Below are 21,700 nucleotides of genomic sequence, written 5' to 3' on the forward strand. Positions count from 1 at the left end.
GCCCGATCCCCTCCTCAGCGATCAGTGGACACGCTTCCCACGCCGGTGACAATGCGCTGGCTCAGTCACGCTCCGCAAGTGCCGATCACCGCACAACCGCCACTGCATCTGAGGGTGGTGAGGCACAGTGAACACGCAGATCCGCAGATTGTTCCTGTTGATGCTTGTCATGTTTGCCGCCCTGGCATGCGCGGCAACGTCTATCCAGTTCTTCCAGGCTCCATCCCTGAACGCAGATGGGCGTAATACTCGCACCATCTTGCACGCCGCAGAAATCGATCGTGGCCCCATTATCGTCGGTGGTGACGCCGTTGCTTCTTCCTCAAAGGAGGAGGGCTCTGCACGCTTCCAACGCTACTACTCGCAAGGCCCGCTCTACGCACATGTCACTGGCTACTTTTCTTCTGTGTTTTCTCAGGCCAGCGGCATTGAGCGCGCATCCGAAGACGTTCTGGATGGCCGGTCGGACGCCCTCCTGATGCATCGGATCCGCACCCTGTTCACAGGGTCGGAGCGTCAGGGCGGTGGCGTGGTTCTGACACTGAATGAACAGATGCAGCAGGTGGCAGCTGAAGCACTCGGTGCCAGGAAAGGCGCGGTGGTCGCCCTCGACCCAAAAACTGGAGCGGTACTGGCCTTGTATTCATCACCCAGCTACGATCCCAATCCACTGGCCTCTTTCGATGCTCAGACTGTTCAAAATGCCTATGACGCCCTGGTTGCCGACCCTGCGCAGCCGCTGACGAACCGTGCGATCGCGGGAAATCGGTACGCACCAGGGTCAGCGTTCAAGATCCTGACGGCAGCAGCCCTGCTCGAAAACGGCATGACACCCGATACGCCCGTCGATTCGCCGGTGGAGACACCACTGCCCGAGTCCACTACGACGGTGTCGAATATCGAATCCACAACCTGCGGCAACGGAAAACCTGCCTTGCGTGAAGCATTCGCCCGCTCCTGCAACACCTCCTTTGTCATTGCCTCTCAGCAGCTGCCTGACACGGCACTGGCCGACATGGCCGAACGTTTTCAATTCGGAACGGAACTGTCCATTCCGCTGACGGTGACACCCTCGCGTTACCCGGAAGATGCCAATGCGCCTGAACGGGCGCTCACATCGATCGGACAGTTTGACGTCCAGGTGACCCCGATGCAGATGGCGATGGTGGCCGCGGCGGTGGGTAACCACGGCGTCATGATGAAGCCGCAGCTCATACGTGAGATCGTGGACGCCGATCTGCAGTCCACTCAGCAGATGACACCGACCAGGCTTGCTGAACCGATCAGCGCTGGTGTGGCCTCCCAGCTGACCTCGATGATGGTGTCAACGGTGAATGAGCCGTACGGCACGGGCGGCCTGATGGCGCTGAGCAACTGGCAAGTGGCGGCAAAGACCGGCACGGCGGAAACGGGTGACGGGTCCGGCAAGGCCAATGCGTGGGCCGTTGCGTTCGCCCCGGCCGACGACCCGCAGATCGCGATAGCCGTTTTGGTGGAAGGTGATGATGAACAGCCCGTACCTCATGGTGGTGACACGGCCGGTCCGATCGCACGTGCCGTTTTGGAGGCTGGCCTGCAATGAGTGAAGCAACGCATAACCATTACATGCCCGGACACTTGCTGGGCGGGCGCTACATGCTGCTCACGCGGATCGCACAGGGCGGCATGGGTGAAGTGTGGAAGGCACGTGATAAGCAGACCGGGCACATCGTGGCGGCCAAAGTGTTGCGGCCGGAACTGTCCGGCCATCAGCTTCCGCTGTCCCGTCTGCGCATTGAGGCACGTAACGCGATGCGTATCGAGCATCCCAACATTGCGTCTGTTCTGGATTCGGGCGAGGCCGGCGGGTATGGCTGGATCATGATGGAGTTGGTCGAGGGCCGCCCCCTGACGGACTACCTGCGCGGCGGGCGCACCCTGGAGGTGCGGGACATCATTCCGATGATGATTCAGGTGGCGATGGCTCTGCACGCAGCGGCAGCGGCAGGAGTGGTGCATCGCGATATCAAACCGGCCAATATCCTGATCAGGCCTGACGGAGTCGTCAAACTCACCGACTTTGGGATCTCCCGCACTGCCGATCAGGCCGCTTTGACAGCGGCAGGCATGGTGATGGGAACCGCTCAGTACCTGCCTCCCGAGCAGGCAATGGGTGAAGTGGCGACAACCCTTGGGGATCTGTACGCCCTTGGTGTCATTGCCTACGAAGCTGCATCGGGTAAGCGCCCGTTCACGGGAAAGACCCAGGTCGATATTGCGTTTGCGCACGTCAATGACCCTGTGCCGCCGCTGCCATCCAGCGTGCCTGAACCGTTTGCTCGGATCGTGATGAAGCTGCTGGAGAAGAACCCGAAGTCTCGTCCCCAATCCGGTGCGGCTCTGGCTCGTGAACTGGTTCAGGCTGCTCACACGCTGCACCTGTCGACAGCTCCCCGCCCGCTTCCTGCCCTTGAGATTACCGACGACACCACCGCTCAGCCGCCCGTCATCGCGCCGTCCCACCAGGACACGTCAGCCACGCCTGCCATGCCAGCGATTCCTGCCGGGGGTGGCCCTGCTCTCGCTGATGCAACAACGTCTGTCGCTCCCGTTCTGGATCTGACAATCGATACCACCATTGACGAGGATGCCCTCGACAAACCACTGGATCCCCGCGAGCGGCGTCGACGGGAACTGGTGGCTCGCCTCAAACAGCGCGCCGAGGAACGCCAGCGTCAGGAGCAGCGTCAACGCGAAGAAGTGGAAGCTCAGGCGACAGCGGAGCGCGAACGTGAGGCACATGAACGCCGCCTGCAGGCCGGTAGGCAACGTCAGGAGCGTCAGGAAGCGCTCAGGCGACAAAGCGCGCGTGCCACTGCGCAGGCACGCGACACCAAGCATGAGGCGTCCCGCAGTCACTCCGGGTCGACAGGGCACTCCCCTGCCGCCTCGACTAAGAATCGCGCATCCGGTGCGTCGACAGCTGCGCACACATCTGGCTCGTCGAGCGATGGTCGCCCACGCGTCCGGTGGCACGCAGTGGACCGTGCGAATGCGCGCAACGGGTTCAACAAGCACGATGAGGCGAGCTCGCCGACACCCACGCGCTTCAACCGTTCGCAGGTGTCACCGCCACTGACACGGCGCGATGTCCTGGGACGGGCGTTGATCATCGCACTGATCTTTGTCACGATCGTCCTGATCGTCATTGCCACCCTTTACAATAGATTTGGATCATTGTCTCTACCCCTAGGGATGAGTCAATTCATCATCGAGGAGGCTCACACATGGCCGATTCCATGGCCCACCGTCTAGGCGGACGCTACGAAATCCGCTCGCTCATCGGGCGAGGCGGCATGGCGGAAGTCCGCCTGGGATTCGACACGCGCCTGAGTCGCATCGTCGCGATCAAGATGCTGCGAACAGACCTGGCGCGCGATTCGATCTTCCAGACCCGTTTCCGCCGTGAAGCGCAGGCGGCAGCCTCTTTGAACCACCCCAATATCGTCGCCGTGTATGACACTGGCGAAGAGGTCGTCACCACGCCCGATGGTTCGGGAGTATCCGTCCCCTACATCGTGATGGAGTACGTCGAAGGACACACCGTTAAGGATCTGCTGGCTGACGGCACTCCGGTTCCGATCGACGAGGCGGTCGAGATCGTATCCGGCGTCTTGTCGGCACTGGAATATTCCCACTCGCAGTCGCTCGTCCACCGCGACATCAAGCCGGGCAACATCATGCTCACCACTGACGGCAAGGTCAAGGTGATGGATTTTGGTATCGCCCGCGCTCTGACAGATTCTCAGGCGACCATGACGCAGACCAATGCGGTAGTCGGCACGGCGCAGTACCTGTCCCCTGAGCAGGCCCGCGGTGAACAGGTCGACGCGCGTTCCGACTTGTACTCCACCGGCATCGTCCTCTTTGAACTGCTCACAGGCCGGCCGCCGTTCAAGGGAGATTCCGCCGTTGCCGTGGCCTATCAGCATGTCTCCTCGACGCCACCGCTGCCCTCGTCCATTACACCGGATATTCCGGAGTCGCTTGACCGAGTGGTGATGAAGTGCCTGGCGAAGGATCGTGAGGATCGGTACTCCTCAGCAGCATCGATGCGTTCTGACCTGATCCGGGCCGTACACGGTGCTGACGTGGATGCACCTGCCACCCAGGTGTGGGAGACGGCCGCACTGGCCAATGCGGGCAGCTCATCTGGTGCGACCGCCACGATGCCGTTGTCGCAGATGTCATCGCCTCCCCCGCCACCGCCGAGCTATACGAACAGGAACCGTGCCCAGTACGCTGACACGTCTGTGGCGACCGAGGAGGAAGCAGAACTGCGCAAGAAGCGCACAGGTCTGATCGTCGCACTGGTGATTCTTCTGATTGGCGCGCTGGGAATCGGTGCGGTCGCCCTCATGCAGTCGAACAAGGATCCTGAAAAGGCCACCGTTCCTGATGCTCTGATCGGCATGACGCAGGAGGAAGCCAAACAGGCTGTCGAAGGTGCGGGGCTGGTCTTCGCCATTGGTGATCCCGTCGAATCGGAAGATGTGGAAGAAGGCCGCGTCGCTCAGTCTGATCCGCCGCCCTCCACCCAGGTCGAAGAAGGCTCGTCAGTTACTGTGTTCCTCTCCTCGGGACCAGCTTCCCAGCCCGTTCCTGATGTCACCGGCAATCCGGTGGATCAGGCGCGCACAATCCTGGAAAACGCCGGTTTCGAAGTAAAGGTCTCCGACCAGAAGAAGCCATCCGATGATATTGCTGAAGGCAGCGTCGTCGAAACCTCACCGAAGGCTAAGGAAATGGCCAAGAAGGGATCGACGGTTACGCTCATCGTGTCCTCGGGCAGCAACCAGGTTGCCGTTCCTGATGTCAACGGAATGAGCCAGGAGCAGGCGCGTTCCACGATCGAAGCAGCCGGACTGCGGGTCGGATCCGTCACGAGCGTCGATTCCGCCGAGCAGGCGAAGGATCGTGTCGTCTCCTCCGCACCCGCTGCCGGTGAAAAAGTCGCCAAGGATTCAGAAATCACGCTGCAGCTTGCGTCCGGAAATGTGGCTATCCCTGCCGGCCTTCCCGGCCAGTCCCAGGAAGCTGTGGTCAACGCTCTCAAGGAACTCAAACTGGTTCCGGATGTGTACGAGATGGACAGCAACGATGTCGCCAAGGGAATGGTCGTCAACGTTGAGCCCGGCGAAGGCCAGCTCGTCTCCCAGGGTGGCACGGTGAAGGTGTACGTCTCGAGGGGATCGTCCTCAGGCTCTCAAAGTGGCAACTAAGTAATCGACGGTAAGCGCCGGCTCGGTGCCCGGCTCCGCGGTCGGCCCGTTAGTCGGTTAGCTCAGAGCGCTCGGCAACCACAGGTGTCAGCTCACGTGCGCGCCTGGGCGCATCCGCGTCACCGCAGGCTGCCAACCAGTTGGCCAGCATGAGGTGGCCCGAGCGCGTCATCACCGATTCAGGATGGAACTGCACGCCCTCAAGAGGAAGCTCTCTGTGGCGCAACGCCATGATGATGCCACTGTCCGTGGTCGCACTGACCTCCAGGCACTCCGGCACCGTCGCAGGATCGACAACCAGCGAGTGATAACGCGTGACGGTGAGAGGATTCTCCGCGCCGGCGAAAACACCGCGCCCATCGTGCGTAATCGGTGAGGTCTTACCGTGCATCAATTCGGGAGCGCGCACCACGTCCGCTCCGAAATACTCACCCAGTCCCTGATGCCCCAGGCACACTCCCAGCATCGGTACGTGCCATCTGGCACACACATCGATCACATCAAGCAGGCTTCCTGCCTCCTCGGGTCGGCCTGGCCCGGGTGAGACGAGCACGCCGTCATACGTACGCTCACCATCAGCAGCGGCCCCGCGGGCGCCCTCGTCAATGAGGGAAAGATCCACCTGGTCGTTACGCACGACGTCCACGTGCGCGCCGAGGTGACGCAGGTAGCCGACGATGGTCCAGACGAATGAGTCATAGTTGTCCACGCACAGGATTCGACGCTGGCGCGGAGCAGATTCGGTTGGGGCCATTGACGAGTCGTTTCCAGGTGTTGTCATCAGACGGTGACGTTCCCGTCAATGTAAGTGGACTGGAACCACGGGAACACCCATTGGAACAGCACGGCGATGACAAGAACGATCAGCAAAATAGCCTCGATGGTCTTGAGCCAGGCCGGGCCAGGTAGGTGGCGGAAAATCCATGCGTACATGTTGGTCGAATCCTCTCTTCACACGCGGGGCAAGACAAATACGGCGGTCATTTCGCAGGCTCGCTGGCCAGTGCTGCAGGAACACCGGTTTCCTTGGGCGTCCACGAATCCAGCTTGAGGTGCACGATGTATCGCTCCGTGTTCGACCACTCGGGATGGCACGTCGTCATCGTCATCCACCGCTCGGTAGGGGTTTCAGAAAAACTGAGGTCGCCGGGGACTGGAGCGATCGTCTTGATGTTTGTTTCATCGTCGGCGGAGTAGATCTCGAAATTGTCCATCGTGTACACGTAGTACGTGTTGGCCGTTTCAACAACGACCTGGTCACCAGGTTCGAGGCGATCAATGAAACGGAAGTTGTTGCCGTAGGTTCGCCTGTGCCCGGCGACAGAGAAATTGCCGAGGGCGCCCGGCTGAGCCGTTTCCACGTAGTGCCCGGCATACGCTTTCGCGAGCACATCGGGAGTGGTGCCTTCAGCAAGCGGAATCTTTGCCCAGTTCCATTTCGGCACGTGAACAACGCCGTAGACCTCACCAGGAGCAGGCTGATCGATCGCCGGTGGTTCATCCGTGCGCCGTTCACCTGATTTTTGCGGGGCCTGGTGTTCCTGTTCGAATTGCAGAACCGTTTCCTGCGCCGGCCCGCTGACTTGGTAGCTCGTCCAGAACAACTGCCAGAACGCGAAGAGGCCCAGGATGATGGCAACGGTGATGAGCAACTCACCGATCACTCCGATGATGCGGGTCGGCAATGATGCTGGGGCGCTCTCAATCCTCCGGACGTGAGCCGGTGTGCCTGAACTAGCCATGATCCTCCACAATGCGCGCGTACTGAGGTGAAGTGTCTTCGGGCAGTGCGGTGAATGTCAAGTCCTTTTCTTCATCCAGACGCCAGCCCAGGCCGTACTTCACGACATACCTCTTATAGTTGATTATTCTCTCATCTGAATTGATTGCTCGCTTGAGGCGATCAGGATCGCCTATGGCGGAAATCGCATACGGCGGTGAATACGAGGTGCCGTCCACCAGGATGACGTTGCCGATACAGCGAATGACCGAGCGTGACGTGACGCGCTTGCCCTGCACCGTCATCGCTTCCGCACCGCCGCGCCACAACGCATTCATCACATCTTCAATGTCCTGCTGGTGAATCACCAGATCGTCGGGCTGGGCACCCTCGGGCAAAATCTGATCTGCAGGCGCGTCAGTGAGCGTGACGGTGACACCCGGCCCCTGAACAGCGGTAGTCGTTCCGATCGGGATTGACGAGGCAGCTCCCTCATTCGTTGCAGGATCGTCACTCGATGAGGTGGTGTCCACATAGCGATGGATGGATTCGCGCAGGCTGTTGCGCTGATCTGTCAGCTCCTGAACGGTTTCCTGCCTGTCTCGCACCATGGACAGCAGGTTGACGTCGCTGCTTGATGCCTGGCCCCGCGTATTGGAGGCCGCTACGCCGAAGACGACGCCGCAGGTGACCATCACGACCAGGATTGCCAGTGCTGAGCGGGTTTTCTTCCACGTTCGTCTCTTGGGCGAACGCTCCCCTGAACGTTTACGTGGTGGATCCATCCGCGCACGCGGGGCATAGCTCGGCGGAGGTGACTGCGGCGAATCGCTGTCGCTCATCATCCCTCCTGACTGGTCGGACCATATCTGAGCGGTGGGTGCATCACGTTGGCAGGCGGCAGACCACAGTGAGATAGACCGAAAACGACCACCGCGCGTCGATCGCTTTGGCCGATACCCCACTCCGAGACTACGCTAGAGGATATCCAGGCGCATAACGCGCCACGGCAGTTATTCAAGTCCCGGCCCCATTCCGGGAGAGCGATCAGGAGTAGGTTGTGGCCGAGTCGAAAAAACGCAAGCGCAAAAGCGGCGAAGTAGCTGAGCAGGATACCGAAGTCCACTCATGGACTGAAGACATCCCCATGAGCCCATCGTGGTGGGCTCCGGCTTTCATTACACTGCTCATTGTTGGCCTGGTGTGGGTCATGGTGTACTACATCTCGTCCGCACGCTTCCCGATCCCCGGTATCTCATGGTGGAACCTGGTCATCGGTTTCGGCATTATGCTGATCGGTTTCCTGATGACGCTGCGCTGGCGGTAAGCTCGGCTGCTCGGCGAGCGCGCTGACTTCATTTACCATGCGGCGGCGCTCACCTCACCTCGTCCGCCCGTAAACCGACTAGTAGTTCAAAGCGAGCAACGCGGCATATTCCACAGCCACCACGGCGCACACGGCGATCAGCATTCCTGCACCGGCCAGTGCGCTGATGCGTGTCTTGCGCGTGGCCTCGGCCTGACGGTTGACGACGACCTCACCGCTCCTGCGACGCGGCGGGCGCCTCATGATATGCGCAAAGCCCCACGTCACCAGCGCGCCCACGATCATGCCGCCGACATGCGCCTGCCAGGAAATATTGGGCACGATGAAGCCGTAACCGAGGTTGATTGCCAGCAGGATCAGAATCGATGTCGTATTGATCCCGCTCATCTTCTGAAGGACGAAAATCGCGGCGAACAGGCCGAATACGGCGCCCGACGCCCCAACAGTGGTCACCAACAGTGTTTGTCGGCTGACGAAGCACCAGGCCAGGACACCGGCACTGCCACCGATCGCGCTGGCGATATACAGGATGAGGAAACGCCACCATCCAAGCACAGGCTCGATGCTCGAGCCGACGAACCACAGTGCGACGAGGTTGAACAGGATGTGCAGGACGTTGGCATGCAGGAATGCAGTCGTCAGAATTCGCCAGGGCTCAAGCCATCCGATCGCCGGCATGAACGCCAGGGAACTGTAGACCTGCGGAATGAGCTTCATCGCCACGAATGTCACTGCGCACAGGCCAATAAGCACCATCGTCACTGTCGGTTTTTGAGTCCAGCGCATCTGACGGCGTCCGCGTCGGCCTCGTTTCTTCGCACAGTCCACACACATGGCGCGCACTTCCACCGGTACACGGCACTGCGAGCACATCGGACGGTTACATACCTTGCAGTAGTCGATGGACTGCACATCAGGGTGGCGTGGACACGGCGGAGCCGCATTCGGGTCTGAACGCTGACCGTACTGAGGCATCTTGGCCATACTCATCCTTTGTTCGAACTCACCGTTGGAAGGGCTGCGCCCGCCACAGTGGACGAGGGCGTCCCATCCGGCTGTCAGGGCTGGCAGTATCCAGCTTACCGGTGGTCGCCCTCGTCACTGATGATGCAGGCATCAGCCCGCGTCTACTTGTCAAGAATCTCCACGGATTCAATCACGACGTCTTCGCGCGGCTTGTCGCGTCCGTCGGTGGGAACCTGTGCGATCGCGTCGACGACGCTGCGTGACTCATCGTCGGCCACCTTGCCGAAGATCGTGTGCTTGCCCTGCAGCCACTGGGTCGGTGCGACGGTGATGAAGAACTGGGATCCGTTGGTGCCCTTCCCCATGCGGGTTCCGGCGTTGGCCATTGCCAGGACATACGGCTCGTTGAAGTTCAGTTCCGGATGGATTTCATCATTGAACTGGTAGCCGGGACCTCCTGTGCCGGTGCCGAGCGGGTCACCTGTCTGGATCATGAAGCCGTCGATGACGCGGTGGAAGATCACGCCGTTGTACAGCGGTGAGCTCATTTCCTGACCGGTGCCGGGGTGCGTCCACACGCGCTCACCGGTTGCCAGCCCCACGAAGTTCTTCACCGTGAACGGTGCGTGGTCGGGGTACAGGTCCAGGCGGATATCGCCTTGTGAAGTATGAAGAATAGCTTGCATGAATCTATAGTGACAGATTTTCCGCCTGTGAGCACGCGTGTGGGCAGCCGTTCGCCCAGCGCGCATTTTACGTAAATGGTCACTGTCTGCCGGCCTTTTATGGTGTGATTGAAGTGCATTGAATCGTGTGACGGTGCACAATAGGAGGGAAGACCCTTTGCGTCATTCGTCGCAATGAAGAAACAAGATCCGGAGGCATCAATGGCTAAGAAACACCAACTCGATCCGGAGCAGATTAAATCTGATGCCGTTCAGCTGGGGTCCACTCTGGCTGAGCAGGCTCATGCCGCTGCCGAAAAGGTCGCTGACCTGGCGGAACAGGGCTTGGACTGGGCCGGCCCGCGCGCTCAGGAGGTATTGGATAATGCTCGCAAGACTGCAGACAGCGCCCGCAAGTCTGCCCAACCTTACATTGACGAAGCGACTGACCGTGCCCGCGATGCTGCAGACAAGGTTCGTCCCGTGGTTGAAGAAGCACGTAAGCGTGCCGAGGATGACTACATGCCTCGCGTGAACCGCGCATGGACGGAAGCAACGGCTGCCGCTCAGACTGACGGTGACCTGATCGAACGCGCTCGCCGCGCTGCCGATGCCGGATCACATGCGTTGACCACGCCGACCCCAAAGCGTAAGTCACACCGCGTTGCCAAGTGCCTCGGCTGGACGGCACTGGGGCTGAGCGCCGCTGGTGTGGGATACCTGTTGTGGCGTCGAAGCCAGCCGATCGAAGATCCGTGGGCCGAGGAATACTGGGCTGACCTGGACACCGATGTTGAACTGCCTGACGTTGAGGTAGAAAGCGCTGATGACGCGCAGGGCGCGTCGCAAACCCCGACCGACGAGGAAAAGGCTGCGGCTGAAGAGGCTGCTCAGGCCAAGCTTGAAGCCGATGAGAAGGCCAACAAGGAAGCTGAAGAAGCTGCCAAGTAAGGCCTCCAGCGCGGGCACGTGAAAGAGGGACGCTCCCTTTACGAGGTGTCGTCTTTCTGAGCGCCCGCAGGGCTGTGAACTGCTGACCGGCGTGTGCGTCTGCGTGACGTGCACGCCGGTTTGCTTTCACGGGGCGGGCGCGGTTTGCTTTCACGGGGCGGGCGCGGTTTGCAGTTGGCTGTAAGGAGACTGCACGGGGAGGCGCTCTTACCTTGACCAGTTGATCCGACGCTCCCGTAGCACCTTGACCAGTTGACTAAGACCTTTGCCCGTTGATAGTTCAAAGTCTTATACCTTGATCCGTTGATTTCTACCTTGAGCGCTTGATTGAGGCGCGCGCCAATTCCGCGCGATCGGTGCCGACACCGAGCAGATCATGGCGTTGTTTGCCCGCGAAGCTGATCGGATGCAGCGCGATGGACTTGATCAGTGGCAATCTGGCATCTATCCATTGACCGAGCATATTGAGGCAGATATTCGAAGCGGCTACGGATGGGGGGTTGCCAGCAGAGGAGACGTCCTGGCCTATCTGAGTATCGACGACACTCCCGGCCCGTTTTACGATGCGGCCAATCTGACATGGAAGACTCCGCGCGAGGGAAGGAGGGAACATGGGTGATGCACCGACTGATCGTTGCCGAAGAAGCTCGCGGAATGGGACTGGCTCGCAAGCTGATTGAATTCGCTGCGACGCAGTCACCGAACGGGCATCTGCGCGCGGATACGGATCCGAAAACACGCCCATGCGGGCACTGTTTGAGTGGCTCGGATTCCGTGACGCTGGATTGCTGACCTATCACGAACTCAACGATTTGTAATGCGTGACCTACGAGCGCTAGGTGTACTTCCCCGGGAGGTTGTGAACGGTGTGATCGGATGGGGGAAGCCTTCGATAATGGTGTAGGTAACCACACGAACAACCATCACGAAGGCTTCCATGACACACCGTAACGCACCTTTGACTCCGACCGGCAGACTGAAGATGGTCAAACTGGTCATCGACGAGGGCTGGCCGCAGCGCCGAGTCGCTGAACGCTTCCAGGTCTCTGTTGCCACCGTCAACCGATGGGTCCGCCGCTACCGCCTAGGCGAAGAGATGACCGATAGATCAAGTCGCCCACATTCCTGTCCACATGAACTGCCCACACGCGTGCAACGACGCATCATCAAACTGCGTTTCACCCGCCAGTGGGGCCCACACCGCATCGGCTACCACCTGGGCATTGCCCGCTCAACGGTCGGGCGGGTACTGGATCGCTACCATATGCCGAAACTAGCCTGCATCGACCAGGCAACCGGCCTGCCGGTACGCAAGGAGCCAGCGCGACGCTACGAGTACGACAAGCCGGGAGAGATGGTTCACGTCGACATCAAGAAACTCGGCCGAATCCCCAACGGCGGAGGATGGCGTGTCCATGGGCGCGGATCTGCACAGGACCGTAGTGCCAGGCGTGCCAGAAACACACAAGCCCGCGCCGGTGCTCTACCTGGGCGAGGGTATAGCTACCTGCACCACGCCGTTGATGATCACTCGCGGATGGTGTACTCGGAGATTCTTCCCAACGAGAAGAAGCACACAGCAGCAGGGTTCATGCGCCGGGCTCTCGAGTTCTTTCAGGATCAGGGCATCACAGTGACACGGGTGATGATCGATAACGGTTCTTGCTACCGCTCACGAGTGTTTAATGACGTGCTCGGGCAGGACATCAAGCACATCTACACCAAAGCGTATCGCCCGCAGACCAACGGCAAGGTCGAGCGGTTCAATCGCACGCTGATGCAGGAATGGGCTTACGCCCGCCCCTACACCAGTGAGCAGTCCCGCAAGGAGACGTACACGGACTTCCTCCACGAGTACAACTATCATCGAGCCCACACCGCCATCGACGGCTTAACCCCCGCACAACGCGTTCACAACGTAACGGGGAAGTACAGCTAGGTGCACTCGGTCGTGCGGCGACAGATGAGCCAACACGTCCAGGTGCACCCGGCCAGGTTCGGCTGGATGTGACAGCGCCGCCAGGCGCCAACACCGCATTCCCACGCGCATGACCTCACTCCGGATAATCTCGCCGCGCGCTGAATATTTCCATTGAGGGCGCGCCGAGCCGGCAAATAGGGTAGACATGAAGTGCACATCCACTATGAGAGGAGTCACAATGGCGAATTCAACTGTGAGCACTGCGAGCACCCACTGGGAAGGTGGCCTGACAGACGGCGCCGGACAAACGACACTCGAAACATCCGGTGTGGTCACACTGGACGTCGCGTGGGGCAAGCGCACTGATCCAGGCCAGGGCACCACGAACCCCGAAGAACTCATCGCAGCAGCCTTTGCCACCTGCTATTCGATGGCACTGACCAACGAGCTGACCGAAAACGGACATGCACCCGAATTCCTCGACACCACTGTTGAGGTCTCCTTCAACCCCAAGGACGGCATTTCCGGAGCCAAACTCACCGTCAGCGGTAAGGTTCCCGGCCTCGATGCTGACGCATTCAAGGAAAAGGCTGAGTGGGCGAAGGACAACTGCCCCGTTTCCAAGGCACTTGGTGGCCTCAACAAAGAGCTTGTCGTGAATGCCTGAGTTTCATCTCAAACGCATCCACGAGGACCCGGAGCCATCTGACGGCCTCCGGGTTCTCGTCGATCGCCTCTGGCCAAGGGGGATCTCCAAAAAGCGCGCCGCACTGGACGAATGGAACAAAGACCTGCCACCATCACCGCAGCTGCGCACCTGGTTCGGACACCGACCCGAACGTTTTGAGGAGTTTGCACACAGGTACCGTCAGGAACTGGCTGACAGCGGAGCCGCACGCGACTTCGTGGAAAACCATCTCACCTGTGATGTTGTCACGCTGCTCATCGCGGCAAAAGACCCCGAGCACAACCACGGACTGGTGCTGCAGGACGTTCTCACCACACTTGCCGCTGAGCGTGCGGATCGCCAGCAATGCGGATCACCATGACAGCACGAACCGATGACACTGCGCATCCGTCTCAGTAGCGACGCAGCGACGCCCTCGTTCAACCATGTTTGACGGAGTTGACGAGTTCGACTGTGGACGTCGCCCCTGTCACATGTGAATAACACAAGGGGCGCCCCGGAGTTCACACCCCGAGGCGCCCCTTGAGTTATGTGTACGGGATCAGCCCTTCACGGATCCGCGGGTTACACCCGAGATCACCCAGCGCTGAGAGAACACATAGACCAGCAGCAGCGGAGCCATCGCCATCAGGTAGGAGGCGAATGCCACCGAGTAGTCCAGGTTGAACTGTCCCTGGAACACATACTGTGCCAGCGGCAGCGTGCGGTGCGCCGGGTCGGTCAGCACAACCAGCGGCAAGATGAAGTCATTCCATGCCCACACGCACGTGATGATTCCGACCGTCGCATTCATCGGAGTGAGCAGTGGGAAAATCACCTGCCAGAACACACGCCATGTGGATGCGCCATCCACGCGCGCCGCCTCTTCCAGCTCAATGGGAATCGAGCGGATGTAGGAGACGTAGATGAACGAGTTCATCGACAATCCGAAGATCGTGTACAGGATGACCATGCCGATGGGTCGATCCAGGTGCAGGATCGACATCTGCTTGATGATCGGCAGCATGATGATCGGGAACGGGATGAACAGTGCCGACAGCAGGTAGTAGAACGCGCCCTTGAAGAACGGCTTATGCAGGTTCCGTGCAATCGCCCAGGACACGATCGACGAGGTCAAAATCGTGAACACCAGGGTCAGTGCTGTGACGAACACGGTGTTGACCAGCGCGTGCTTGAAGTCGGCGCGCTCCCAGGCGTCCGCGAAGTTCTGCCAGCGGATCGAGGTCGGCAGTTCAAACCCGTTGCCGTTGAGCACCTGATCAGGCGACTTGAGCGCAACAACCACGGCGAGGTACATCGGGATCAGCACGCCCAGAGACGTGAACAGGATAAACAGCGTGGCCACCCAGTTGATGCGGCGCCTCTTTGAAGGGCGTACCTTGCGCGTCGAGGTGTTGGTCAAGTTCTGCCCGGCTGTCCCTCGCGTCGAGGGCGACGACGCTGACGAGGACGTTGATTCGATCGGTGTGCCTGGTGTCATGGGAGCAGTCATGTTACTTTCCCTCCCCACGTTGCAAAATTCTGAATTGGAACAGCGACACGATGGTGATCACCACGAAGAAGAACACCGCGTTTGCTGTCTGGTAGGCGAACTCACCGCCGGTGAAGCCGCCTCGGTAAATCAGGACGGACACTGATTCCGTAGCCGTGCCGGGCCCGCCATCGGTCAACGCGATGATCGGGTCGAACACTTGGAGGAAGCTCTTCAAACTCAGCACCATATTGAGGGTGAAGAAGGGGCCGATCAGTGGGAACGTGATCTTCCAGAACTGTTGCCACGAATTCGCACCATCCAGTGCGGCAGCCTCGTACACATCGTCTGGAACGGTTTGCAGTCCGGCCAGGTACAAGATGATCGCGAATGCGCTTGCCTGCCAAACAGCAAGCGTGATGATCGCTCCCCATGCGGCGATCGGGTGCGTCAAAATGTTGTCTCTGAACAGCGGAATGCTCGAGAAGATTTTGGGCAGCGACGTGGAGAACATGAACTTGAAGACGTAGCCGATGATCAGCACCGACAGGACGTAGGGGATGAAGAACACGCCCCTGAAGAAGTTACGGGCCAGAATGTTCGAGTTCAGCGCCACGGCGATGATCAGCGAGATCACGTTCGTCAGGATCGTGGCGATGATGGCGAAAATGAAGGTGGCCGCATAGGCGTGGAACATGCGCTCATCGCGGAAAATGTTGATGTAGTTGGAGATTCCAACGAATTTCCACGTTCCGTATCCGGCATAGTTCGTGAACGAGAAGAACACGCCGATCAGGACGGGCAGTGTATGGAACAGTGCGAACGCGATGAGCGCGGGCACGACAATCATCGTGTACGTGCGGTCTTTGGTGGGCGACACTGTCCGTCGCTTCCCCTTATCTGAACCGGATCTGCGTGCGGACGAGGCCGAGGACTTAGCCGAGAGCGTGCCCGATGAGGCCGTACCCGACACGGCCGTAGCCGTTGCCGTGGTGGTCACCGAACGTGCAGGTTCACTCGCCGTTGCTGTGTCGCGTGAGCGCATGCGTTCGCGCAACTGTGGCGGCAGGTCAACCATGCGGCCGTCTTCGCCGTCCGTGCTGCCGGCATTGTGCGATCCGGCGCCAGCACCAGGTGTTGATGACATGGATTTTCCTTTCACTCCACAGTGCGTGCAGCGTATTCACGCCACTGGCGATCCAGCTGCTGCAGTGTCACCGATGGGTCTGCATCAAACAATCCTTGCTGGACCAGAGGGTCCAGTCGGATAGAGGCGGGAACGTGGTGGTCCACGAATCCTGCGATGTGGCCTCCGTCGAAGAACGGAGCCAGTTCCTGAATTGCCGGATCATCCGGGTAGTCAGCTTCCCTGAGGGAGGGGAACATGGATTGCGACTTCGCGACCTTCTCGATGACTTCAGGCTGGAAGAGGTAGTCGAAGAAGCGGCGCGCCTCTTCAGGGTGCGCTGCCCCCTTCCCCATCGTCACAACGACGTCCACGCCAGTCACCAGCAGGCGCTGGTCGGCACCCTCACCTTCGGGAGCCGGATACGGGAAAATTGCCGCATCCACGTCGGGGTTTGCCTGACGGATCGGATTGAGCGCCCAGATACCCTGCATCAGCATGGCGACTTCACCGTTGGCAAATGCGGCGTTGCCGTCGTCGTAGGTTCGGGCACGCCATCCGTCCTGTGCGTATCCGAATAAGGTGAGTTGGCGCTGCATCGGTTCGGTGAAGTTCTTCTGGAACGACACCGCCGAATCCGGCCCGATATCCGTACCCTGCTCGCGCATGGTGTCGAAGAACCCGTCGCGCGCGGCGTAGGCGCCCAACCCATTAAACGAGGGCAGTGTGGTCCACGCGTCGGCCACCGTCCCGTAGAACGGTGTGATGCCAGCGGCCTTGAGCTTTTCACACACATCGAGCAGTTCTTCCCATGTGGAGGGAACTTCCAGGCCCTGTTCCTTGAAAATCTGGCGGTTGTAGATGATGCCGTCTGCATTGTTCAGATAGCCGACACCGTTGACTTCGCCTTCCGCATTTCCCAGGTCAGCCAGAATGTCCTGCACAGCCGGGTTAATGTGCTCAAGCAGCGGGTCATCTGAAAAGTCGTGGAAGACGCCGGCTCGTGCCAGGTCAGCGAATTTTCCGTTACCGTTCAGGGTGATGACATCCGGCGGGCGGTTCTTCACCAGGAGCGTACGGATCGCGGTGTCCGCATCTGCCGATTGGTTAATGACTATGTCAATGTCGGGATTTTCGGCCTCAAAGTCAGCCGCGATTTCTTCGAAATCTGTTTTGGCTTCACCTTTGAACTGGAAAAAGTCCAGTTCGGTTTTCTCCTGCGCCTGGGGCGTCCCGCAGCTCGCCAATGCTCCACATATGCATACAGCCAGAGCCGCAATCAGTGCTCGTCGCATTCGTGGTTGCCGAGGGCGACGTGTGGCACCGTGAGCATCTGGCTTGGATGTGTGCGTCGATGATGAGCACTGGGATTCGAGCGGAGAATGCTCCAAGGGCGATGCGTGTGAATACATCGTGACATCTCCTGCCTTCAAATGTATGGACTGAGCGCTCATTCACCCCTGCGGCATACGCAAGCGAGTCGGCGTTCAACGTGTGTGACGGGTGCTCCTCGTATCGGCCGTAACCATTACGATAAGCCACTTCATTTATATCTCATTGGCCACGAACGTGAGGGGCCGAGGGTCCTTTTTTCAGCAATAATTCGTTTTGACACCTGACAGACACCGTTTGCGTGTCGAGCCGCCAGTCGCCGTCCTCAGGTCTGTGACAAGCCGGTGAGTCAGAAGCGATTCAAAATCGCGCGAACCAGAGCAGCAGCGCCGTCATTCTCCACCGACCCGGTCACCGCGTCGGCATGACTGCGCACGTCCTCATCAGCGCCGCCCATCGCTACGCCGTGCGCAGCCCACTGCAGCATCGGGATGTCATTCGTTCCATCCCCCACCGTGACGATGCCGCTATGGGGCACCTGCAGGTACTCAGCCAGTTCTTCCAGACCGGTCGCCTTGGTAAAGCCACGAGGCCCGACATCCACCCAGGACGTCCACCCGATCGCCACTTCATGCGTGTCAACCAGGCCAGTCTGCGCGATCGCCTCGCTGAATTCTTCACGCGTCAACGACGGCGCACGGCCAACAACTTTGGTGCTGGGAGTGCTGCGCAGGTTCTCCATCGATTCGACGCGGAACGTTTCGATCAGCTCACCATGTGGGAACGGCGCAGAAACAGCGTATCCATAGTCGCGTTCTGACCCGATCAATGCATCCGGCATGACCTGGCGTAACGCGTCAATTGCTTCTGCGGGATTGAAACTGTGCCGGCGCACCACGCGTCGACCACCCTCGAGCTGGGGATCCCACTGACCCATCGTGGTGCCGTTCGAACACACCGCCCACCCCTGACTGGCTTTCAGATAGCCAAAGACCGGGTCGACGGCATTGACGCCTCGCCCAGTGGCGATCACCATCTTCATTCCGGCAGCAACACCGTCATGGAATGCGCTGATGACACGCTCAGAGGCACCCTCGGGAAGCAACAATGTGCCGTCAACGTCCAGGGCGACCATGATTTTGGTCGGATCGCCGGGAAGTGACGAGGGCAGGCCGGCCTCGGCCCTCGCGACGAGTTCATCGAAGGGGATGGCCTGCTCGCCGGACGGGGGCGGTGTGAGGAGCGGGATGCTCACCGCGGCTCCAGGACGTCGATTCCACCCAGGTAGGGCCGCATTGCTTCAGGCACGCGCACGGACCCGTCTTCACGCTGATGGTTCTCCAGGATCGCGACGAGCCAGCGGGTTGTCGCCAGTGTGCCGTTGAGCGTGGCAACCGGGAACATCTGGCCATCGCGGCGCTCTCGAATGCCCAGGCGCCGGGCCTGGAAGGTTGTGCAGTTCGATGTGGAGGTGACCTCCATGTAGCGCTGCTGGGTCGGCAGCCATGCCTCGCAGTCGAACTTGCGTGCTGCCGAGGTGCCGAGGTCGCCGGCCGCAGTATCGATGACGCGGTAGGGCAGTTCCATCTTCGCCAGCATCTCTTCTTCCCACGCAAGGAATTTCTTGTGCTCCTCTTCAGCATCCTCAGGGCGGCAGAACGAGAACATTTCCGCCTTGTTGAACTGGTGGACACGGATAATGCCGCGCGTGTCGCGCCCGGCTGCCCCAGCTTCGCGCCGGTAGCAGGTTGACCATCCGAGGTAGTGCTTCGGGCCGTCACTCAGGTCCAGAATCTCACCCATGTGGTAGCCCGCGAGCGCGACTTCTGAGGTTCCCACCAGGTAAAGATCGTCAGCAGGCAGGTAGTAGATTTCATCGGAATGCTCGTTGAGGAATCCTGTGCCACCCATGACCTGCGGTGTCACCAGCGTCGGCGTCATCATCGGAGTGAAACCTGCAGCGACAGCCTGATCCAGCGCCATGGTCATCATCGCCAGCTCCAGGCGCGCACCGATTCCCTTGAGGTAGTAGAAACGCGATCCTGAAATCTTGGCGCCGCGTTCGACGTCAATTGCGTCCAGTTTTTCACCGATTTCCAGGTGGTCTTTCGGCTCGAACCCTTCGGCCGCGAAGTCACGCGGCTCGGGGCCTTCATGGCGCAGCACCACGAAGTCTTCTTCACCACCGGTGGGCACTCCCGGCAGAATCAGGTTCGGAAGCATGCGTGCCAGTTTGTCGGCTTCTTCGCCTGCTTCGTTCGATGCGGCCTCAGCATTCTTGACCCGCGCAGCCAGTTCCTTGGCCTCAGCCAGGATTGCGGGCCGCTCTTCCTTGCTGGCACGCCCCACAGATCGAGAGACCTCTTTTTGCTGCGAGCGCAGCTGCTCGAATTCCTGGAGCAGTTCACGCCGCTTCGTGTCGGCTTCGAGGATTCGGTCCACCAGTTCCACGTCTGCGCCGCGCGCACGCTGTGAGGCGCGGGCCGGTTCGGGATCTTCTCGCAAGGCACGCATATCAATCATGTGTTCATGGTAGTTCAGATACACCGCCCGTTACTACCGCGCCAGCGGGGAGGGGTCGCGGGCATGTGCGGTGACGCCCCTCAATCGCGCGCACACGGCAGGGCTGGTCAACTATAGTTCGTGGGTATCACTACTTCGGGTCACTGACGAGGGCGACTTTCCCCGCGGCGTGTGCCACGCCGCGACGGTGCGCCGGCGCTATGGAGGTGCCCATCAGCGAGGAAGCGACCCGGGAACGGATCGACAGATGAATAAGAAAGTCCTGACCGTTGCCATGGCGTACATTGCGATCGCCGTGGGTGCAGGCTTTGCCTCCGGGCAGGAAGTCCTTCAATACTTCGTCGGTTTTGGTCCGTGGGGCCTGGTCGGCGCATTGGCCGCTGCCATTGTGTTTTCATTCGCAGGTTTCGTGATTGTCCAGCTCGGGTCCTATTTCCTGGCCAGCGATCACAAAGTCGTGTTCGGCGAGGTGGCGCACCCGGTTCTGGCATTCCTGTTCGACGTCACCGTCACTGTCACAGCTTTTTCAATTGGTTTCATCATGATTGCCGGCGGAGGAACGAACCTGAATCAGCAGTTCGGCCTGCCGACATGGGTTGGCTCAGCGATCGTGATCGTGGTTGTTCTGGCGATGGGGTTTCTGGATGTCAGCAGGGTTACGCGCATCATCGGCGCGCTCACACCGGTGCTGATCATCTGCGTCCTGGCGGTGACCATCTACGCGCTGACACACATCGACGCCACCTGGAGTGACATCCACGCTTCAACGCAGCTGGTTGACACCACCATTGCGCACTGGTCATTGTCGTCACTGAACTACGTGGCAATGAACCTATGCGTGGTGGCGTCAATGGCGATCGTCATCGGTGGCGATATTTCCGATCCGAAAGTGGCCGGCTTTGGCGGCCTTCTCGGCGGCGTGTTCTTCGGAGTCCTCCTGCTGGCGATCACGGTGTCGCTGTATGTGCACGTGCCGACCGTGTACCGCGATGACATGCCGATGCTGGCGTTGGCCGCCAGCGCGGCACCGTGGGCGGGGCACGTGATGGCACTGGTTGTTTTCGGCATGATCCTGAACTCTGCGATCGGCATGTTCTACGCGCTGGCTTCGCGTTTCTCCACAGGAAGCACCGGCCGTTTCCGCCTGGTGCTGGTGGCGCTGGTTGTGGCCGGCACCGTCCTGTCGGCTTTCGGCTTCAAGAACCTGGTGACCTGGCTGTTCCCCGTCATTGGTTATGCCGGCTTCATCCTGATGGGCGTGCTGGGCTACTCGTGGATTCGTACGCGCCGCATGATTAACGAGGAAACTGATCGACGAGGGCGAATCACGCGTCTGCTCAGACGCAAACTACGCACGGATCGTGTGTTTTCCAGACGCGATCAGGCACGTCTGGACCGCGAAGTGAGCGCCTCATCCATTGAAAATGCTCAGCTGGTGGGGACCATCGGATCAGAAACGTGTGACGACCTTGATGCGCGTGGTATTGCTCACGACGATCTTGACGGTGAATCAGTGTTGCAGAACCAGGCCGAACCTGGTGCCCCTACCGGCGAGGTGTCGGCGAAATAAGCGACGTCAAGCCACAGCTATCTGCTGAATGACACTGATGTAGTTTTCCCCATCTGTGGATAAGCGTGTGGATTAAGTGGCAGCAGTGGAGGTGGAAGCCACCCTCGTCAATAGCGGCGAACACAAGGAAGAATCGCCGAACTGGCCGATCGCTGCCGCTGGCGCCCGGCATAAAAGTC

At 59.9% G+C, this 21,700-nt stretch carries 22 protein-coding genes; 11 read left to right on the forward strand and 11 right to left on the reverse strand.

Features of this window, described 5'->3' with window-relative positions:
* Positions 1 to 127: 127 nt before the first annotated feature.
* From AC1EJZ_RS00005 to pknB, 3 genes are read left to right on the forward strand one after another with little or no spacing between them, the layout of a single operon-like run.
* Positions 128 to 1,582 carry a peptidoglycan D,D-transpeptidase FtsI family protein gene (locus AC1EJZ_RS00005; protein ID WP_092648065.1) on the forward strand — a complete coding sequence of 485 codons (1,455 nt, stop codon included), beginning with the start codon at positions 128 to 130 and terminating at the stop codon, positions 1,580 to 1,582.
* Positions 1,579 to 3,294, forward strand: coding sequence for a serine/threonine-protein kinase (locus tag AC1EJZ_RS00010; RefSeq protein ID WP_257590344.1), 1,716 nt, complete (start codon positions 1,579 to 1,581; stop codon positions 3,292 to 3,294). The genes AC1EJZ_RS00005 and AC1EJZ_RS00010 overlap by 4 nt, the downstream gene beginning before the upstream one ends.
* Positions 3,267 to 5,261, forward strand: coding sequence for a Stk1 family PASTA domain-containing Ser/Thr kinase (gene pknB / locus AC1EJZ_RS00015; protein WP_092648063.1), 1,995 nt, complete (start codon positions 3,267 to 3,269; stop codon positions 5,259 to 5,261). Before AC1EJZ_RS00010 ends, pknB begins: the two co-directional genes overlap by 28 nt.
* 49 nt (positions 5,262 to 5,310) lie before the next feature.
* Here the strand turns inward: pknB and AC1EJZ_RS00020 are convergent, their stop codons facing one another.
* The 4 genes from AC1EJZ_RS00020 to AC1EJZ_RS00035 are packed head-to-tail and all read right to left on the reverse strand — an operon-like array spanning position 5,311 to position 7,823.
* Positions 5,311 to 6,042, reverse strand: a complete 732-nt coding sequence (locus tag AC1EJZ_RS00020) for an anthranilate synthase component II (RefSeq protein WP_227469219.1) — start codon at positions 6,040 to 6,042, stop codon at positions 5,311 to 5,313.
* Positions 6,042 to 6,194, reverse strand: coding sequence for a hypothetical protein (locus AC1EJZ_RS00025; protein ID WP_193599985.1), 153 nt, complete (start codon positions 6,192 to 6,194; stop codon positions 6,042 to 6,044). The genes AC1EJZ_RS00020 and AC1EJZ_RS00025 overlap by 1 nt, the downstream gene beginning before the upstream one ends.
* A 47-nt stretch (positions 6,195 to 6,241) precedes the next feature.
* Positions 6,242 to 7,003 carry a class E sortase gene (locus tag AC1EJZ_RS00030; RefSeq protein ID WP_082628640.1) on the reverse strand — a complete coding sequence of 254 codons (762 nt, stop codon included), beginning with the start codon at positions 7,001 to 7,003 and terminating at the stop codon, positions 6,242 to 6,244.
* Positions 6,996 to 7,823, reverse strand: coding sequence for a DUF881 domain-containing protein (locus AC1EJZ_RS00035; RefSeq protein ID WP_257590343.1), 828 nt, complete (start codon positions 7,821 to 7,823; stop codon positions 6,996 to 6,998). Before AC1EJZ_RS00035 ends, AC1EJZ_RS00030 begins: the two co-directional genes overlap by 8 nt.
* Positions 7,824 to 8,041: 218 nt before the next feature.
* On the opposite strand from AC1EJZ_RS00035, the gene AC1EJZ_RS00040 reads away from it, so the two are divergent.
* A complete protein-coding gene (locus AC1EJZ_RS00040) occupies positions 8,042 to 8,308 on the forward strand; it encodes a cell division protein CrgA (protein ID WP_058237648.1) in 267 nt (88 codons plus the stop codon).
* A gap of 78 nt (positions 8,309 to 8,386) precedes the next feature.
* Here the strand turns inward: AC1EJZ_RS00040 and AC1EJZ_RS00045 are convergent, their stop codons facing one another.
* Together AC1EJZ_RS00045 and AC1EJZ_RS00050 are read right to left on the reverse strand one after the other, a co-directional pair.
* Complete coding sequence (locus tag AC1EJZ_RS00045; RefSeq protein WP_227469223.1) at positions 8,387 to 9,292, reverse strand: rhomboid family intramembrane serine protease; 906 nt, start codon at positions 9,290 to 9,292, stop codon at positions 8,387 to 8,389.
* A 143-nt stretch (positions 9,293 to 9,435) separates the two neighbouring features.
* Positions 9,436 to 9,960 carry a peptidylprolyl isomerase gene (locus AC1EJZ_RS00050; protein WP_058237647.1) on the reverse strand — a complete coding sequence of 175 codons (525 nt, stop codon included), beginning with the start codon at positions 9,958 to 9,960 and terminating at the stop codon, positions 9,436 to 9,438.
* 201 nt (positions 9,961 to 10,161) lie between these two features.
* On the opposite strand from AC1EJZ_RS00050, the gene AC1EJZ_RS00055 reads away from it, so the two are divergent.
* From AC1EJZ_RS00055 to AC1EJZ_RS00080, 6 genes are all read left to right on the forward strand, one after another.
* On the forward strand, positions 10,162 to 10,890 hold the full coding sequence (locus tag AC1EJZ_RS00055) for a hypothetical protein (RefSeq protein WP_257590342.1): 729 nt from the start codon (positions 10,162 to 10,164) through the stop codon (positions 10,888 to 10,890).
* Positions 10,891 to 11,266: 376 nt separating this feature from the next.
* Positions 11,267 to 11,509, forward strand: coding sequence for a hypothetical protein (locus AC1EJZ_RS00060; RefSeq protein WP_480293720.1), 243 nt, complete (start codon positions 11,267 to 11,269; stop codon positions 11,507 to 11,509).
* Positions 11,509 to 11,682 (forward strand): GNAT family N-acetyltransferase, encoded by a 174-nt coding sequence (locus AC1EJZ_RS00065; RefSeq protein WP_157886258.1) that lies wholly within the window; start codon positions 11,509 to 11,511, stop codon positions 11,680 to 11,682. The genes AC1EJZ_RS00060 and AC1EJZ_RS00065 overlap by 1 nt, the downstream gene beginning before the upstream one ends.
* 145 nt (positions 11,683 to 11,827) lie before the next feature.
* Positions 11,828 to 12,829 (forward strand): IS481 family transposase, encoded by a 1,002-nt coding sequence (locus AC1EJZ_RS00070; RefSeq protein ID WP_480293721.1) that lies wholly within the window; start codon positions 11,828 to 11,830, stop codon positions 12,827 to 12,829.
* 220 nt (positions 12,830 to 13,049) lie between these two features.
* Complete coding sequence (locus tag AC1EJZ_RS00075; protein WP_480293722.1) at positions 13,050 to 13,478, forward strand: OsmC family peroxiredoxin; 429 nt, start codon at positions 13,050 to 13,052, stop codon at positions 13,476 to 13,478.
* Positions 13,471 to 13,860 carry a DUF488 domain-containing protein gene (locus tag AC1EJZ_RS00080; RefSeq protein WP_480293723.1) on the forward strand — a complete coding sequence of 130 codons (390 nt, stop codon included), beginning with the start codon at positions 13,471 to 13,473 and terminating at the stop codon, positions 13,858 to 13,860. Before AC1EJZ_RS00075 ends, AC1EJZ_RS00080 begins: the two co-directional genes overlap by 8 nt.
* Positions 13,861 to 14,040: 180 nt before the next feature.
* Here AC1EJZ_RS00080 and AC1EJZ_RS00085 read toward each other — a convergent pair whose 3' ends face one another.
* From AC1EJZ_RS00085 to serS, 5 genes are all read right to left on the reverse strand, one after another.
* Positions 14,041 to 14,991: a carbohydrate ABC transporter permease gene (locus AC1EJZ_RS00085; RefSeq protein ID WP_285015310.1), complete on the reverse strand. Its 951-nt coding sequence runs from the start codon at positions 14,989 to 14,991 to the stop codon at positions 14,041 to 14,043.
* Between the two features lies 1 nt (position 14,992).
* Positions 14,993 to 16,117 (reverse strand): carbohydrate ABC transporter permease, encoded by a 1,125-nt coding sequence (locus tag AC1EJZ_RS00090; protein WP_227469227.1) that lies wholly within the window; start codon positions 16,115 to 16,117, stop codon positions 14,993 to 14,995.
* An 11-nt stretch (positions 16,118 to 16,128) separates the two neighbouring features.
* Positions 16,129 to 17,508: an ABC transporter substrate-binding protein gene (locus tag AC1EJZ_RS00095; protein WP_480293724.1), complete on the reverse strand. Its 1,380-nt coding sequence runs from the start codon at positions 17,506 to 17,508 to the stop codon at positions 16,129 to 16,131.
* A gap of 269 nt (positions 17,509 to 17,777) precedes the next feature.
* On the reverse strand, positions 17,778 to 18,683 hold the full coding sequence (locus AC1EJZ_RS00100) for an HAD family hydrolase (RefSeq protein ID WP_480293725.1): 906 nt from the start codon (positions 18,681 to 18,683) through the stop codon (positions 17,778 to 17,780).
* Entirely contained in the window at positions 18,680 to 19,951 is a 1,272-nt protein-coding gene (gene serS, locus AC1EJZ_RS00105; RefSeq protein ID WP_285015317.1) for a serine--tRNA ligase, read from the reverse strand. Before serS ends, AC1EJZ_RS00100 begins: the two co-directional genes overlap by 4 nt.
* A gap of 247 nt (positions 19,952 to 20,198) precedes the next feature.
* Here serS and AC1EJZ_RS00110 point away from each other — a divergent pair, with 247 nt between their 5' ends.
* Positions 20,199 to 21,521 carry a YkvI family membrane protein gene (locus AC1EJZ_RS00110; RefSeq protein ID WP_285015320.1) on the forward strand — a complete coding sequence of 441 codons (1,323 nt, stop codon included), beginning with the start codon at positions 20,199 to 20,201 and terminating at the stop codon, positions 21,519 to 21,521.
* Positions 21,522 to 21,700 lie beyond the last annotated feature (179 nt).

Source organism: Pauljensenia sp. C0170B5, from assembly GCF_056590195.1.

Bases quoted from the DNA above. Each gene is read 5' to 3' on its own strand.
- AC1EJZ_RS00090 (WP_227469227.1), bottom strand. From the start codon at position 16,117: ATGTCATCAACACCTGGTGCTGGCGCCGGATCGCACAATGCCGGCAGC.
- AC1EJZ_RS00080 (WP_480293723.1), top strand. From the start codon at position 13,471: ATGCCTGAGTTTCATCTCAAACGCATCCACGAGGACCCGGAGCCATCT.
- AC1EJZ_RS00030 (WP_082628640.1), bottom strand. From the start codon at position 7,003: ATGGCTAGTTCAGGCACACCGGCTCACGTCCGGAGGATTGAGAGCGCC.
- AC1EJZ_RS00045 (WP_227469223.1), bottom strand. From the start codon at position 9,292: ATGGCCAAGATGCCTCAGTACGGTCAGCGTTCAGACCCGAATGCGGCT.
- AC1EJZ_RS00065 (WP_157886258.1), top strand. From the start codon at position 11,509: ATGCACCGACTGATCGTTGCCGAAGAAGCTCGCGGAATGGGACTGGCT.
- AC1EJZ_RS00025 (WP_193599985.1), bottom strand. From the start codon at position 6,194: ATGTACGCATGGATTTTCCGCCACCTACCTGGCCCGGCCTGGCTCAAG.
- AC1EJZ_RS00060 (WP_480293720.1), top strand. From the start codon at position 11,267: ATGGCGTTGTTTGCCCGCGAAGCTGATCGGATGCAGCGCGATGGACTT.
- AC1EJZ_RS00070 (WP_480293721.1), top strand. From the start codon at position 11,828: ATGACACACCGTAACGCACCTTTGACTCCGACCGGCAGACTGAAGATG.
- serS (WP_285015317.1), bottom strand. From the start codon at position 19,951: ATGATTGATATGCGTGCCTTGCGAGAAGATCCCGAACCGGCCCGCGCC.
- AC1EJZ_RS00055 (WP_257590342.1), top strand. From the start codon at position 10,162: ATGGCTAAGAAACACCAACTCGATCCGGAGCAGATTAAATCTGATGCC.
- AC1EJZ_RS00035 (WP_257590343.1), bottom strand. From the start codon at position 7,823: ATGAGCGACAGCGATTCGCCGCAGTCACCTCCGCCGAGCTATGCCCCG.
- pknB (WP_092648063.1), top strand. From the start codon at position 3,267: ATGGCCGATTCCATGGCCCACCGTCTAGGCGGACGCTACGAAATCCGC.
- AC1EJZ_RS00010 (WP_257590344.1), top strand. From the start codon at position 1,579: ATGAGTGAAGCAACGCATAACCATTACATGCCCGGACACTTGCTGGGC.
- AC1EJZ_RS00020 (WP_227469219.1), bottom strand. From the start codon at position 6,042: ATGACAACACCTGGAAACGACTCGTCAATGGCCCCAACCGAATCTGCT.
- AC1EJZ_RS00050 (WP_058237647.1), bottom strand. From the start codon at position 9,960: ATGCAAGCTATTCTTCATACTTCACAAGGCGATATCCGCCTGGACCTG.
- AC1EJZ_RS00075 (WP_480293722.1), top strand. From the start codon at position 13,050: ATGGCGAATTCAACTGTGAGCACTGCGAGCACCCACTGGGAAGGTGGC.
- AC1EJZ_RS00085 (WP_285015310.1), bottom strand. From the start codon at position 14,991: ATGACTGCTCCCATGACACCAGGCACACCGATCGAATCAACGTCCTCG.
- AC1EJZ_RS00095 (WP_480293724.1), bottom strand. From the start codon at position 17,508: ATGTATTCACACGCATCGCCCTTGGAGCATTCTCCGCTCGAATCCCAG.
- AC1EJZ_RS00110 (WP_285015320.1), top strand. From the start codon at position 20,199: ATGAATAAGAAAGTCCTGACCGTTGCCATGGCGTACATTGCGATCGCC.